We start from the raw sequence: 13,199 nt of genomic DNA, 5'->3' as shown, positions 1-13,199 counted from the left end.
GAAGTAATTATTGCAATAGGTTTTAAATTTCTAATAATAGCAAATCTTACTAGAAGTAAAGCTATTATTATAGCTATAATAGCAATTATAATTTGTTGAAATAACAATCTATTTACTGCGTCAGTATACACAGATTCTTCTGTGATAGAACAGATTATATATTTAGGGTTTAAGCTTTGTGTACATGTTGCGACTTGAGTTTTACCTGTGCCATCTTTAGCATAAAATAAGGTTTCTTGTTTACTTGGATCAACTAAATCAGGATTAGCTTTTACAGCATTTGTTATATTAATACTTAAATCGTTTTTAGTAAGCATTCTTTCTTTGTCTTCATGGAAGGTTATAATACCTTCTCTATCATAAACTGCAACATAAGAACTATTAGAGTGTCCTAGTGATAAAACATCGGTTGAAAACCTTGAAAGATCATAATCTCCTGCTACAACACCTATAAATTTGCCATCTGAATAAATTGGCGCAGCATATGTTACAGTTACTTGACCGCTAGAAGCAGAGATATAAGGATCGGTAACGATTAATTTGCCAGCGGCTTTTGCTTCTTTATACCAAGATCTATTTTTAGTATCATATCCACTTGTGATATCATTAATAACTTTATTAGATCTGTATGTTTTACCAGTGTCCTCAAATCCAATGTATACAAGTTCAAAATCTGATGACTGTTTTAAGGTGCCTAAAATATCTATAATTTCGTCTTGATGCATATTTGGTTTGGAAGAGATTGAGTGTCCAAGAGAATTTATTGCTGCTCTTTTTGAATTACCATAAAGTTCATATACCTTTGCAACATCTAGCATTGTTTTCATCTGTATTTCATACAGATAATCATTGATTGTTTTTTTAGATTCATAGTAGTTTATAATATTAACTACGGTTAAAATTGCTATAATTAACAAACAGGTTATAAATGTTAATTTGCTTGATAAGCTTTTAAAGCTAAACATAAATACCTCCATGCAATATTTTAAATTGATTAAATCAAATCCCGTTTTATATCATATTGATTATAAAAATATTATTAATTTTAATAAGTTTATTTGTTTATTATAATTTTTAAATTATTTTTTATATATCTTTAAGCTTTAATAGATATAATTTCAATTTTAATGCGGGAATAGCTCAGGGGTAGAGCACAACCTTGCCAAGGTTGGGGTCGCGAGTTCGAATCTCGTTTCCCGCTCCATTATCACCCGCCCGGGTGGTGGAATTGGTAGACACAAGGGACTTAAAATCCCTCGGAATTTTTCTTCCGTGCCGGTTCAAGTCCGGCCTCGGGCACCACTTTTTGGTAACTCAAGGCGACATAGCCAAGCGGTAAGGCATGGGCCTGCAAAGCCTTGATCTCCGGTTCGAATCCGGATGTCGCCTCCAATGCGATGTTAACACTTGATATTTTTATTCTTTCGGGAGATGGCTGAGTGGTCGAAAGCGGCGGTCTTGAAAACCGTTGAGGGTCACACCTCCAGGGGTTCGAATCCCTTTCTCCCGGCCACTTTAACATAATTTTTCATATTTTTGTTTTCACATTTAAAAAGATATTTCTTAATTTCTTAAAGAAATTAAGAAAATTATTCTAAGTCTAAAACTCCGCCTTTGCTAGCATTGCTTACAAGCTTTTGATACATTTTAAGCCATCTTGAATTTATTTGTTTATGAGGCATTTTAAAGTTTGCTTTGCGTTTGGTGATTTCATCTTGGTTTAAATTTGCATTAATGCTGTAAGTATCCACATCAATTTCTATCTCATCGCCATCTTCTAAAAGCGCTATAAGCCCACCTTCTGCAGCTTCAGGAGAAATGTGACCTATGCTAAGCCCTCTTGTAGCTCCGCTAAAACGGCCATCTGTTATAAGTGCTACTTTAGCACCAAGTCCCATACCCGTGAGTAATGAAGTCGGACTAAGCATTTCTTGCATGCCAGGTCCACCTTTTGGCCCTTCATAGCGTATCACACACACATCGCCTTCTTTAACTTTACCTTTTATAATGCCTTTAATGGCTTCTTCTTGAGAGTTAAAACAAACTGCTTTACCTTTGAATTTACGCTCACCCATGATACCTGCGGTTTTTATCACACAGCCTTGCTCGGCTAAATTCCCAAAAAGTATAGCAAGCCCACCTACATTTGAATAGGCATTGTCTATTTTTCTTATAATGTTTTCATCTTTAATGTTAGCATTTTCAATGCGTTCTTTTAAAGTTTTTCCACTAATATCTAGAGTGTCAAGTTCTAAAATATGGCCTGGTTTTTTAGCTATTTCAGCCATTACCGCACTTACCCCACCTGCTTTGTGTATATCTTCCATATAAACAGTATTTAAAGATGGAGCAATTTTGGCTATATGAGCTACATTAGCACTGATGTGATTGAGTTCTTTTATATCTAAATTTACACCCGCTTCATAAGCAATGGCAAGCATATGCAAGATAGTATTTGAGCTTCCACCTATAGCCATATCAACAACTAAAGCATTGTTAATGGACTTTTTAGTAATGATATTACGAATTTTAAAACGCTCATCTAGAGCAATCTCACAAATTCTACGCGCAGCCTTTCTTAAAAGCTCTTCTCTTTCTTTGCTAAGTGCTAAAATAGTTCCATTTCCTTCAAGTGCTATGCCCATAGCCTCGCATAAAGTATTCATAGAATTTGCAGTAAACATACCCGAGCAAGATCCACCGCTAGGACAAGCTTTGCATTCTATATCTTTTAAATCATCTTCATCGATTTTTTTAGCCTCATAGGCTCCCACTGCTTCAAAAACAGAACTTAGGCTGATTTTTTCTCCGTGTTTATTTACTCCTGCTTTCATAGGCCCACCACTCACAAAAATAGTCGGCACATTAACTCTTAAAGCCCCCATGAGCATACCTGGAGTGATTTTGTCACAATTTGGGATACAAATTAGTGCATCAAGTTGGTGTGCATTCATCACTGTTTCAATAGAGTTTGCGATGATTTCACGACTTGGCAAAGAATAAAGCATACCATCATGCCCCATAGCTATACCATCGTCAACACCTATAGTGTTAAATTCAAAAGGAATGCAACCATTTTTGCGAATTTCATCTTTAATGATTTTTGCATATTCGTTTAAGAAAAAATGACCCGGGATGATATCTATATAGCTATTTGCTACACCTATAAAAGGCTTGTTAAAATCTTCATCATTTAAGCCACATGCTCTAAGTAAAGAGCGATTTGGTGCTTTTAAATGTCCTTTTTTGATTGCGTCACTTCTCATTTGTATCCTTTTTTAAAGTAAAAACTATCATTTTATGCTTTTATTTTGCAATTTTTGCTTAAATTTTTTAAACTTAAATGGTATTTTAAAGAAAATTATTTAAAATGTGCAATTATTTTAATTTAAGGAATGTAATGCTTTTAACTAATCCGGTATTTATAGGCGTTGTATTAATGACGCTTTTGTGTTTTTTTAGGTTTAATGTTTTGCTTAGTGTTTTGCTTTCTGGGCTTTTTGTGGGCGTTTGGTCTAAATTTATGAATGTAGAGCATTTGACTTTGATGGAGGTTTTTACTCAACTTCCGCAAGCTATGATGGATTCTATGAAAGTTTTAATTGATGGTATGCAAGGAAATTTGCAAACAGCACTAAGTTATATTTTACTTGGAGCAGTGGCTGCTGCTATATCAAAAACTAATCTAACGGCATATTTGATTAAAATAGTTTCGCATTATATTTCACATAAAAAATACTTACTTATACTTTCTTTGGCATTTATTGCTTGTTTTTCACAAAATTTAATCCCTATCCATGTGGCTTTTGTGCCTTTATTGATTCCACCTTTGTTAAAACTTTTTAATAAGTTAAAAATAGACCGTAGAGCCATAGCTTGTGCATTAACTTTTGGACTTACTACACCTTATATGGTCGTGCCTTTGGGATTTGGGCTTATTTTTCAAACTTTGCTTGTGGATAATTTAAATTCAAATGGAGTGCAAATTAGCTTAGGAGAAGTTTCTCAAACTATGGCTTTTGCGGCTATTTGTATGCTAGTTGGTTTGTTTTTGGCTGTGTTTGTATTTTATGCTAAACCAAGAGAATATCAAGAAGAGCAAATTGCCAAAATGGATTTTGAAAATTTAAAAATGAGTAAAAAAGAATGGGGTGTTTTAGCTGGCCTTGGATTGACTTTGATTTTGCAAATTTTAACGCATAATTTACCTTTATCAGGGCTTTTGGGTTTTGTATTGATGGTAATTTTGGGTGGAGTAGAGTATAACAAAGTTAATCTAGTTTTTGATGATGGGCTTAAAATCATGGGTTATATAGCCTTTGTAATGCTTGTTGCTTCAGGGTATGGAGAGGTTTTAAAACAAAGTGGAGGTATAGCTGAGCTTGTAAAAACAAGCGTGCCTTTTATGGAGCAAAGTCACTTTTTAGCTATTTTTATCATGCTAGCCATAGGTCTTTTAATTACCATAGGCATAGGCAGTTCTTTTGGTACTATTCCTATCATTGCTGCTTTGTTTTGTCCTATATGTATAGAGCTTGGTTTTTCACCTGCTGCGATTATTTTTATCATCGGTGTTGCTGGAGCTTTAGGTGATGCAGGATCGCCTGCTAGTGAAACGACTTTGGGAGTGAGCATAGGGCTTAATGCAGATAAGCAAGGCGATCACATCAAAGATACTTGTATACCAACATTTTTATGCTTTAATGGTTCTTTGCTTATCTTAGGTAGCGTTATAGCATTTTGCTTGCTTTAATATTAAAAGTCTTTTAAGGCTTTTAATATTCAAATTCTTCCATATAACTACAATCAATTGTAAGAATTTTCATTTGGAATGATTTTATAAACTCGATTATAGGTTCAACTCCACCATAAGGAAAAGAAACGGGGTAAAAATATAATTTGGCAATATTTTCCTCTATTTTTTCTATGGAGTGAAAATAATACTTTCCATTTCCTATATAATCAAAAATATCATCAAACTCCCAGCAATCTTTGCTTGAGAAATATTCTAATTCTTTTTTTGCTATAAAAATTATATATACTTTCATCTGTGTATAAATCTTCTATTTGTAAATTTTCATCTTTTAAAATTTTAATATAATTAAACAACTCACATAATCTTTTAAAAGATTTTTCATCGTTAATGATAAACTTAATAAAGCAAAATTTTTCCATTTTAATACATTAACAAAATTCCACTTGAGAGTCTGCTTGAGGATTTATTATACTCAATAAGACTCTCGCCATAACCATTAAAATACTGAGTGTAAATATACAAGCCATTGTTAGAAATTTTATAAGCTCCGCTTATTTCCACTGCACCGCGATTATTAGCAAAATTTAAATTATTACGCCATAAGATATTGATAAAATAATCATCCTGAGTATAAGCAAGATTGATATCAAAATTGCCCAAATATTTTTCTATATCAGGATTGTCATCTTCCGAGCTTTTTTCAGGAATTCTTAGCCAAACTCTAGGTATAAACATAAAGTCCCCAATAAACCACGCATTGCTTAGATAAATTCTATTCCAAGATCTTGAATCTGGATCATCTTGCCCGTTTGATTCGTGCAATAAACCAACGCGTATATTTTTTAAATTTTCAAAAGTCCCATGCCCACTTATAGGAAAATTGATGAAAAATTCAGGTAAATAATTAGTTTCTCTAAAAGGCGATGAATGTTCATAAAGTTGCCACCACGAAATTTGTGTATAAGCTATGTTATAGCTTTCGTTTAGACCTAAAAGATTTTCAAAAAGAGTTTTTTTAAGACTAATTTGAAATTTAGTTTCAGTGCTTTTATAATCTCTTTTGTTGAAACTATAAGAAACAGGCATAAAATAACTAAGATTATGCGTACTAATGCCAAAAGGATTGTATGATTTTTCTGTGCCAAGGTAATTTGCCAAAGCTTCACTTCTTGGGTTAAAATCATCTATTTTACGTTCTTTTGTTGTATTTTGCTCATTATTAAGAGAAAATTCTAAATTTTTTGTTTTTGCTGTATCTTTTAAAGCTAAGCTTTTATAAATTTGCATAGCTTTTTTGTACTTACCTTGCCTTTCATATTCTAAGGCTTGATTGATTAAATCCTCATTTGCTAAAGCGCTAAAAGCACATAATATGGGTAGAATTGTTTTTTTCATAAAGCCACTTTTTATATTCGTTAAAATAATTTAAATTTATAAATTCATTTTCATTTTCAAATTCTATAAATTCTGCTTTTATTGTATCACAAAAAAGGGCTAGTTTGTGGTTATTTTCTTGTAAAAATTGCAAAGTTTTTTCAAAATTTCTACTATGATAAAATCCACATAAATAATGTTTGTGTTTTTTTGTGCTTGCTAAGAGCGTGTTTTGCGCTTTTAGATGATGAAAAAGCTTATAAATACTTTCTTTGCTTATGTTTGGAGTATCTACGCTAAGGATAAATACATAAGTATTTTGAAAATGTTTAAGTATGGAATTTAAGGCAATGAGTGGAGAATAGTTGTTTAAATCCTCATCTAAAATAAGTGCTAAGTTTTTTTGATGAAATTTATCTTTTTTGGTGCTAATAAAAACTTGATTGAAAATTCTTGACATTTTTTCATATTGATAAAGAGTTAAGTTTTTATCATCTACTTGCAATAAGCTTTTATCTTCTCCCATACGTGAAGACTTTCCACCACATAAAATCACACAAGGATAAGGAATTTTTTCACTCATAAAAACCTCATAAATTCATCAAAATATTTTATAATACATTTATGAAATATACAGATTTAATACAAATAAAAGATTATTTTAAACAATTCCAAAGACTAAATTATCTCAAACGCCTTGATGATAATATCTTAGAGCTTAGCTTAGATCATCAAGCTTTTATACTAGATTTAACACGCGGAAAAAGTGGAATTTACCAAGATAAACTCCAAGCAAAAGTCTATAATGCACCTTTTGATTTTATGTTAAAAAAATATTTTTCTAATGCGAAGATTTTAAATTTGGAAGTGTTAGAAAATAATAGAATTTTATCTTTTGAAGTTTTATCAGAAAAATCTTACAAAGCTTATGGGGCTAAGATTTATTTTGAATTTACAGGAAAAAACACTAATGTAATCATCACAGACACTAATGATATTATCATAGAAGCTTTGCGTCATATAGATAAAAGCTACCGTATTGTAAAAATAGGCGAAAAACTTCAAGCTTTAAAAGCTTATGAGATCAAAGAAGAATTTGTAAAGATTGATGATTTTAATGTGTATTTTAAAGAAAGTGTTAAAAAGTTACAACAAGATCGTTTAAAAGACATAAAAGAAAATAAACTTTTAAATGTAGATAAAAAAATCTTTACCCTTAAAGAGAGTATAGAAAATTTAGAGCAAGAAAGCAATTTATTAAAAAAAGCTCAAGAGTTAAGCCAAAAAGCAGACGTTTTATTTGCTAATTTAAATTCTTTAAAAGATTATCAAAGAGAATTTATTTTGCAAGATTTTAATGCAAATGAGCTTGCTTTTAAGCTCGAAGATACTCCTAAAAATAGTGCGAATGAATTTTACAAAATGGCAAAAAAATTAAAGCAAAAGGCTAAAAATATCAACATAGAAAGAGAAATTTTAAGTGAAAAACTTGATTTTTTAATCAATTTAAAAGATTTAATCACTAAAAGCACTTCTTTGCGAGAATTAGAAGTTTTAATGCCTAAAAAAAGCAAAAAAACTAAAAAAGAAGAGTTAAACGCAGGAGTTAGTAGCTTTTATTTTGATGAGTTTAAAATCAGCGTGGGGCGCAATGAAAAAGCTAATGAGTATTTATTAAAAATAGCTAAAAAAGATGATATTTGGCTGCATGTGAAAGATTATCCTAGTGCGCATGTGATCATTACTTCAAATAAATTAAAAATAAGTCAATTAGTGCTAGAATTTGCAGCAAAGCTTTGTGTGGAATTTTCCAAGCTAAGCTCTGGAGCTTATTTGGTCGATTATACGAGTAAGAATTTTGTTAAGGTTAGGGAAAAGGCTTTTGTAAATTATACAAATTATAAGACTATAAGCATTTTAAAGGAGTGAATATGCCTATAAGTCCCATAGGTGGCGTTAATTATGCTAACCAAAATGCACCGGTACATTCAGCACAAGTAAGCAATGAGCTAGCAAAAGATTCTTTTGCGACTTTAGTGAATATGAGTGAGTTTCAAGCAAAAGAAAAAACAGTTGAAAAACTTGAAAAAGTTAATCAAACTCACGAAGTAAGTGATGAGGTAAAAGAAAGGCAAGAGGAAGAAAAGAAGCATTCTAAACATCATCAAGAACAAGAGCAAGAAGATGAAGATGAACAAGAAGAGCAAGAAGTGGTTAAAAAAAGCTCTCATTTGCTTGATTTAAGTATATAGAAAGGATAAAAATGTTTTCAAAGACAAGAATTCTTAGTGCTATTGTGATGATAGCTGTGATAGCTGTTGTTGCTTTAGTGGATAATTTTTTGATTAATTTTGCTATTTTTGGTGTTTTATTGTTTTTGGCATTTAATGAAGCAAAAGCTATGTTTAAAAGCAAACATGCAAGCGTCTTTGTAGCTTTGTGTATTTTTGTAATAGGAGCATTTTTAGATAAACCTTTCTTTATAGGCCTTATGGCTTTGATTTTGATTTTAGGATATTTAGTTTATAAAAAAAGTGAAAATTTAAATGAACTTATGCCTTATATATATCCTACCTTACCTATTTTAATGCTTTATCAAGTATTAAGCTATGAGGGTATGTTTGTATTGTTTTGGCTTATAGTGATTGTCGTTGCTTGTGATAGTGGGGCATATTTTATAGGAAAACTCATTGGCGAGAGAGCTTTTTCTCCAACAAGTCCAAATAAAACTTTAGAAGGAGTTGTAGGTGGCATAGTTTGTGCAGGGATTTTAGGAACTATCATAGGCTCTTTTGAATTTAGCTTGGTAAAAAGTATTTATATATCTTTAATCGTAGCTATTTTTGCTGTGATAGGGGATTTGCTTGAGAGTTATTTTAAAAGACAAGCAGGTATTAAAGATAGTGGTAATTTAATCCCAGGACATGGGGGAGTTTTAGATAGAATTGATGCTGTTATCATTGCAGCATTTGCAATGGCAACTTTAGTATGATCGTTCTTGGAAGCACAGGAAGTATAGGGGTTAATACTCTTTTTATCGCTAAAGAAAAAAATATAAGTATAGAAGCTTTATCTTGTGGTAAAAATATCAAGCTTTTAAATGAGCAAATAGCTCTTTTTAAGCCTAAATTTGTATGTATCCAAGATGAAAAAGATAAAACCTTAGTTGATCATGATAAGATTTTTTGTGCTCAAGAGGGCTTAAAAGCGATGATAGCTGAGTGCAAAAGCTCTTTAGTAGTAAATGCTATAGTAGGTTTTGCGGGGTTAAACTCAAGTCTTATGGTGCAAAAACTTGGTAAAACCTTAGCCTTAGCAAACAAAGAAAGCCTAGTAGTAGCAGGGAAATTTTTTGACACTTCTAAGATTAAAGCCATAGATAGCGAACATGCAGCACTAAAGTGTTTGATAGATAAAAGAAAAGATATTAAAAAACTTTTCATCACAGCAAGTGGCGGAGCCTTTTATAATTATAAAATCAAAGATTTAAAAAATGTTAGCGTGAAAGAAGCTCTTAAACACCCTAACTGGAGCATGGGGGCTAAGATCACCATAGATAGTGCTAGTATGTGCAATAAGCTTTTTGAAATCATCGAAGCTTATCATCTTTATGGTATTAAGCAAATAGATGCTTTGATAGAAAGAAAATCGTTATTACATGCTTTGTGTGAGTTTAAAGATGGTGGTATAAGTGCGTATTTTTCTCATGCAAATATGCGTTTGTCTATAGCTCAAGCGATTTTAGATGAGCATGATCAAAGCTTTATAGAAAATTTGGATTTGTTAGCTATGCCAAGTTTAAAATTTGAAAAAATTAGTTTAAAAAAATATCCTATATTTTCACTCAAAGATGAGCTTTTGAAAGAGCCTGACTTGGGTGTGATTATAAATAGTGCAAATGAGTATATGGTGTATCAATTTTTAGCCCAAAAAGCGCAGTTTTTAGACATAGCTAAAGGAATTTTCAAATCATTAGATCATTTTGGTGTGCCAAAGATTAATCAAATTGAAGATGTTTTTGAGTACGATAAACAAGTAAGGCTTTATTTAGATAAGGATATGAAGTGAGATATTTTTTAAGTGTTTTGATTTTTATAAATGCGGTTTTTGCTTTAGAATTTAGTGTGAAAGAAAATGGAAAAAGCTTAGATGATAACAACACAGTTTTAATACTTGGAGGCATACAAGGAGATGAGCCAGGTGGGTTTCATGCGGCTAGTTTGCTTTTGAGTGATTATAATATCACTAAAGGTAAAATTATCGTTGCGCCAAATTTAGCTTTTGAAAGTATTATTGCTAGAAATAGAGGAAATTTTGGAGATTTAAATAGAAAATTTGCCCATATAGATGAAAACGATCCTGATTTTCACACCATAGGGCGTATAAAAAAGCTTATTTTAGATCCTGAGGTAAATATGGTTATAAATTTACACGATGGAAGTGGTTTTTATAGACCACAATATGAAAGCAAAGATAAAAATCCAAACCGCTGGGGCAATACTAGCATTATCGATCAAAGTGAGGTAAATTCTACTAAATATGCAGACTTAGAAAGCATAGCCAAAGAAGCGGTGGAAAATATTAATAAAGCCTTGATAAAAGAAGAACATCAATATCATTTAAAAAACACCAAAACCCAAGAAAGAAATGACAAAGATATGTTAAAGGCTTTAACTTATTTTGTGGTGTCAAATCACAAAGCAGCTTTTGCTAATGAAGCGAGCAAAAATTTACCAACACACTTAAGAGTATATTATCATCTTTTGGCGGTGGAGTATTATTTAAAAAAGGCAAATATAGAATTTCAAAGAACTTTTGATCTAACTCCAAATGGAGTTTATAGGGCTATTGAAAAGCCTTTAGAAGTAAGACTTTTTAATGATAAAATTTTACTTTATCTTGACAAACCTACTAATGCTATAAATTTCTTGCCTTTCCCTGTTAATCAAGCTTTAAATTATGAAGCAAGCAATGAAATTACGGCAGTGATTTCAAATGTTAATTCATACTCAATCAATTACGGCAATCGCTTGCAAACTAGACTATACCCTGAATACTTTGAATTTTCAAATGCCTTAGATAGTGTTGAAATGATAGTAGATGGTAAAAACATACAAACAAATTTTGCTCAAAAAATCCTAGTGAAAAATAGCTTTAAAATTCCTTCCATTGTGGGTATAAGGGTTAATGTTATAGGTTTTGATAGGGGTAATGATGAAAGTGGTATAGAAATTAGCAAAAATCAAATGCAAAGTCGTTATTCTTTGGATAAAAAAAGAAAGATTTATAGAGTAGAGTTTTATGAGTTAAAAAATGCAAATTTAGCCGATCAAGCCTTAGAAAAAAAGACAAATTTTAAAGAAATCAAAAAAGTAAATATACCTGCAAAAGCCATAGAAAAATCAGAACAAAAAGACAAATTTATCGGCATGATTTTGGTGGAATTTCAATGAAAAGCTTAATCCTTGCTATAGAAAGTTCTTGTGATGATAGTTCTATTGCTATCATAGATAAAAACAGCTTTGAATGTGTTTTTCATACAAAAATTTCTCAAGAAAATGCTCATAGTGTTTATGGTGGGGTGGTGCCTGAGCTTGCTGCAAGATTACACAGTGAAGCTTTACCTAAAATCTTAGAAAAATGCCAAAAATACTTTGATAAGCTTTGTGCCATAGCAGTTACAAATGAACCTGGTCTTAGTGTGAGCTTGATAGGTGGAGTGGCTATGGCTAAAATGCTTGCCATTAGTTTAAATTTACCACTCATAGCGATTAATCACTTAAAAGGACATATCTACTCTATGTTTTTAGATAAAAAAGCTAGTTTTGATATGGGTGTATTACTTGTAAGTGGCGGGCATACTATGGTGCTTTTTATCGATAAGCAAGGTAAAATCACAGAACTAGCAAGAACAACTGATGATAGCTTTGGAGAAAGTTTTGATAAAGTAGCTAAGATGATGGGACTTGGCTATCCTGGTGGAGCTATCATAGAAAATTTAGCTAAAAATGTAAAAGAAAGTGATTTGGAATTTAGCATACCTTTGCTTCATTCTAAAGATTTAGCTTATAGTTTTTCAGGGCTTAAAAACCAAGTGCGTTTAGAAATTTTAAAAGAAGAGTTAAACTTAGAGCGTAAAAGCAAAATCGCCTTTGCATTTCAAAAAGTAGCTATAGCTCATATTTTAAACAAGTTAGAAAAAATTTTTAAAGAGTATAAATTTAAACGCTTTGGTATAGTAGGTGGAGCTAGTGCAAATTTAAGCCTAAGAAGTCAAATAGAGTATTTATGCCAAAGCTATCAATGTGAGCTTTTGCTAGCTCCGCTTGAGTATTGCTCAGACAATGCTTTGATGATAGCAAGGGCAGCTTGTGAAGCTTATGAGCGTAAAGAATTTGTAAGCGTTGAAGATGATCTTATAAGCCCTAAAGTGAAAAATTTACAAGGTGTATTATGAAAAAGGCTTTTACTATTATATATAGAGCTTGTGTTTGTAGTGATTATACTTGGAGTTTTAGCAGCAGTTGCTTTGCCAAAATTTAGCGCAAGTAAAGATGAAGCAAGCGCAGCTCAAGCTTTGGGAAATTTAAAAACTTTTATCAATGATGTAAGTTCTTATGTGTTAAAAAATGAAAGTCTTTCCAGTATAGCTTTGATGAGTAATGTAGCAAATATAAAAAACGAAGATTTATCAACTTTGCAAAATTCCACCAAAGAGCTAGATTTTAGCGTAGGAAATGATGAGCAGTGTTTTAAGGTGCTTTTTGTAGATAAAGAAAGTATTTTGCTTTTAGCACTTATGGTTGATAATGCTCAAAAAAGCAAAGCTCAAAATATAGCAGATTTAAAAAATCAAGCTTTGAAAGATCCTAAAAATCAAAGCATAAAAACCCAGCTAGATGAAGCTTTAAACGCTTTTAGTCAAAGTAAATTTTCAAGCACTTCAAAATCCAAAGCTTGTCAAAGTCTATCCACTCTAAAGCTTTTAAAGACTTGGCTACTAGGGTGTATTTTTTAAATAATGGCTGAGAAAACACTAGCTATATATTTACTTATGTTTTTGTATTAG

At 31.6% G+C, this 13,199-nt stretch carries 13 protein-coding genes and 4 tRNA genes; 12 read left to right on the top strand and 5 right to left on the bottom strand.

Features of this window, described 5'->3' with window-relative positions; all coding sequences use genetic code 11:
- On the bottom strand, positions 1-965 hold a 965-nt coding region (locus CAMP18498_RS07505), incomplete at its 3' end, for a cache domain-containing protein (RefSeq protein WP_337198219.1).
- Between the two features lie 164 nt (positions 966-1,129).
- On the opposite strand from CAMP18498_RS07505, the gene CAMP18498_RS07500 reads away from it, so the two are divergent.
- From CAMP18498_RS07500 to CAMP18498_RS07485, 4 genes are all read left to right on the top strand, one after another.
- Positions 1,130-1,204 (top strand) — tRNA-Gly (locus CAMP18498_RS07500).
- Between the two features lie 9 nt (positions 1,205-1,213).
- Positions 1,214-1,302: transfer RNA gene (locus tag CAMP18498_RS07495), tRNA-Leu, on the top strand.
- 16 nt (positions 1,303-1,318) lie between these two features.
- A tRNA-Cys gene (locus CAMP18498_RS07490) sits at positions 1,319-1,392 on the top strand.
- 33 nt (positions 1,393-1,425) lie between these two features.
- Positions 1,426-1,513 (top strand) — tRNA-Ser (locus CAMP18498_RS07485).
- A 76-nt stretch (positions 1,514-1,589) separates the two neighbouring features.
- On the opposite strand, the gene ilvD is transcribed toward CAMP18498_RS07485, so the two are convergent.
- Positions 1,590-3,266: a dihydroxy-acid dehydratase gene (gene ilvD, locus CAMP18498_RS07480; protein ID WP_337198218.1), complete on the bottom strand. Its 1,677-nt coding sequence runs from the start codon at positions 3,264-3,266 to the stop codon at positions 1,590-1,592.
- Between the two features lie 134 nt (positions 3,267-3,400).
- Here ilvD and CAMP18498_RS07475 point away from each other — a divergent pair, with 134 nt between their 5' ends.
- On the top strand, positions 3,401-4,753 hold the full coding sequence (locus CAMP18498_RS07475) for a Na+/H+ antiporter NhaC family protein (protein ID WP_442867734.1): 1,353 nt from the start codon (positions 3,401-3,403) through the stop codon (positions 4,751-4,753).
- Positions 4,754-4,775: 22 nt separating this feature from the next.
- Here CAMP18498_RS07475 and CAMP18498_RS07470 read toward each other — a convergent pair whose 3' ends face one another.
- The 3 genes from CAMP18498_RS07470 to CAMP18498_RS07460 form a co-directional block, all read right to left on the bottom strand.
- Positions 4,776-5,048 carry a hypothetical protein gene (locus CAMP18498_RS07470; RefSeq protein ID WP_337198216.1) on the bottom strand — a complete coding sequence of 91 codons (273 nt, stop codon included), beginning with the start codon at positions 5,046-5,048 and terminating at the stop codon, positions 4,776-4,778.
- Positions 5,049-5,176: 128 nt separating this feature from the next.
- On the bottom strand, positions 5,177-6,151 hold the full coding sequence (locus CAMP18498_RS07465) for a phospholipase A (protein WP_337198215.1): 975 nt from the start codon (positions 6,149-6,151) through the stop codon (positions 5,177-5,179).
- Entirely contained in the window at positions 6,114-6,713 is a 600-nt protein-coding gene (locus CAMP18498_RS07460; RefSeq protein WP_337198214.1) for a molybdenum cofactor guanylyltransferase, read from the bottom strand. The genes CAMP18498_RS07465 and CAMP18498_RS07460 overlap by 38 nt, the downstream gene beginning before the upstream one ends.
- A 41-nt stretch (positions 6,714-6,754) precedes the next feature.
- Here CAMP18498_RS07460 and CAMP18498_RS07455 point away from each other — a divergent pair, with 41 nt between their 5' ends.
- The 7 genes from CAMP18498_RS07455 to CAMP18498_RS07425 are packed head-to-tail and all read left to right on the top strand — an operon-like array spanning position 6,755 to position 13,148.
- Entirely contained in the window at positions 6,755-8,059 is a 1,305-nt protein-coding gene (locus CAMP18498_RS07455; RefSeq protein ID WP_337198213.1) for an NFACT RNA binding domain-containing protein, read from the top strand.
- 2 nt (positions 8,060-8,061) lie between these two features.
- Positions 8,062-8,382 carry a hypothetical protein gene (locus CAMP18498_RS07450; protein ID WP_263707378.1) on the top strand — a complete coding sequence of 107 codons (321 nt, stop codon included), beginning with the start codon at positions 8,062-8,064 and terminating at the stop codon, positions 8,380-8,382.
- Positions 8,383-8,393: 11 nt separating this feature from the next.
- The gene (locus CAMP18498_RS07445) at positions 8,394-9,122 is read left to right on the top strand and encodes a phosphatidate cytidylyltransferase (RefSeq protein WP_337198212.1); all 729 of its coding nucleotides are present in this window, start codon (positions 8,394-8,396) and stop codon (positions 9,120-9,122) included.
- Positions 9,119-10,198, top strand: a complete 1,080-nt coding sequence (dxr, locus tag CAMP18498_RS07440) for a 1-deoxy-D-xylulose-5-phosphate reductoisomerase (RefSeq protein WP_337198211.1) — start codon at positions 9,119-9,121, stop codon at positions 10,196-10,198. Before CAMP18498_RS07445 ends, dxr begins: the two co-directional genes overlap by 4 nt.
- Complete coding sequence (locus CAMP18498_RS07435; RefSeq protein ID WP_337198210.1) at positions 10,195-11,583, top strand: M99 family carboxypeptidase catalytic domain-containing protein; 1,389 nt, start codon at positions 10,195-10,197, stop codon at positions 11,581-11,583. The genes dxr and CAMP18498_RS07435 overlap by 4 nt, the downstream gene beginning before the upstream one ends.
- A complete protein-coding gene (gene tsaD, locus CAMP18498_RS07430; protein ID WP_337198209.1) occupies positions 11,580-12,587 on the top strand; it encodes a tRNA (adenosine(37)-N6)-threonylcarbamoyltransferase complex transferase subunit TsaD in 1,008 nt (335 codons plus the stop codon). The genes CAMP18498_RS07435 and tsaD overlap by 4 nt, the downstream gene beginning before the upstream one ends.
- 30 nt (positions 12,588-12,617) lie before the next feature.
- Positions 12,618-13,148 (top strand): prepilin-type cleavage/methylation domain-containing protein, encoded by a 531-nt coding sequence (locus CAMP18498_RS07425; RefSeq protein ID WP_337198208.1) that lies wholly within the window; start codon positions 12,618-12,620, stop codon positions 13,146-13,148.
- Positions 13,149-13,199: the final 51 nt, after the last annotated feature.

Origin of the sequence: Campylobacter sp. W0066.2 (genome assembly GCF_024723515.1) — a bacterium.
Lineage (GTDB): Bacteria > Campylobacterota > Campylobacteria > Campylobacterales > Campylobacteraceae > Campylobacter_D.
The sequence above is the reverse complement of the archived record's forward strand: the minus strand, read 5'-3'. Positions and strand labels throughout refer to the sequence as shown.

Excerpts from the sequence above, each read along its gene's own strand:
- ilvD (WP_337198218.1), bottom strand. The coding sequence starts at position 3,266 with ATGAGAAGTGACGCAATCAAAAAAGGACATTTAAAAGCACCAAATCGC.
- CAMP18498_RS07475 (WP_442867734.1), top strand. The coding sequence starts at position 3,401 with ATGCTTTTAACTAATCCGGTATTTATAGGCGTTGTATTAATGACGCTT.
- CAMP18498_RS07470 (WP_337198216.1), bottom strand. The coding sequence starts at position 5,048 with ATGAAAGTATATATAATTTTTATAGCAAAAAAAGAATTAGAATATTTC.
- CAMP18498_RS07465 (WP_337198215.1), bottom strand. The coding sequence starts at position 6,151 with ATGAAAAAAACAATTCTACCCATATTATGTGCTTTTAGCGCTTTAGCA.
- CAMP18498_RS07460 (WP_337198214.1), bottom strand. The coding sequence starts at position 6,713 with ATGAGTGAAAAAATTCCTTATCCTTGTGTGATTTTATGTGGTGGAAAG.
- CAMP18498_RS07455 (WP_337198213.1), top strand. The coding sequence starts at position 6,755 with ATGAAATATACAGATTTAATACAAATAAAAGATTATTTTAAACAATTC.
- CAMP18498_RS07450 (WP_263707378.1), top strand. The coding sequence starts at position 8,062 with ATGCCTATAAGTCCCATAGGTGGCGTTAATTATGCTAACCAAAATGCA.
- CAMP18498_RS07445 (WP_337198212.1), top strand. The coding sequence starts at position 8,394 with ATGTTTTCAAAGACAAGAATTCTTAGTGCTATTGTGATGATAGCTGTG.
- dxr (WP_337198211.1), top strand. The coding sequence starts at position 9,119 with ATGATCGTTCTTGGAAGCACAGGAAGTATAGGGGTTAATACTCTTTTT.
- tsaD (WP_337198209.1), top strand. The coding sequence starts at position 11,580 with ATGAAAAGCTTAATCCTTGCTATAGAAAGTTCTTGTGATGATAGTTCT.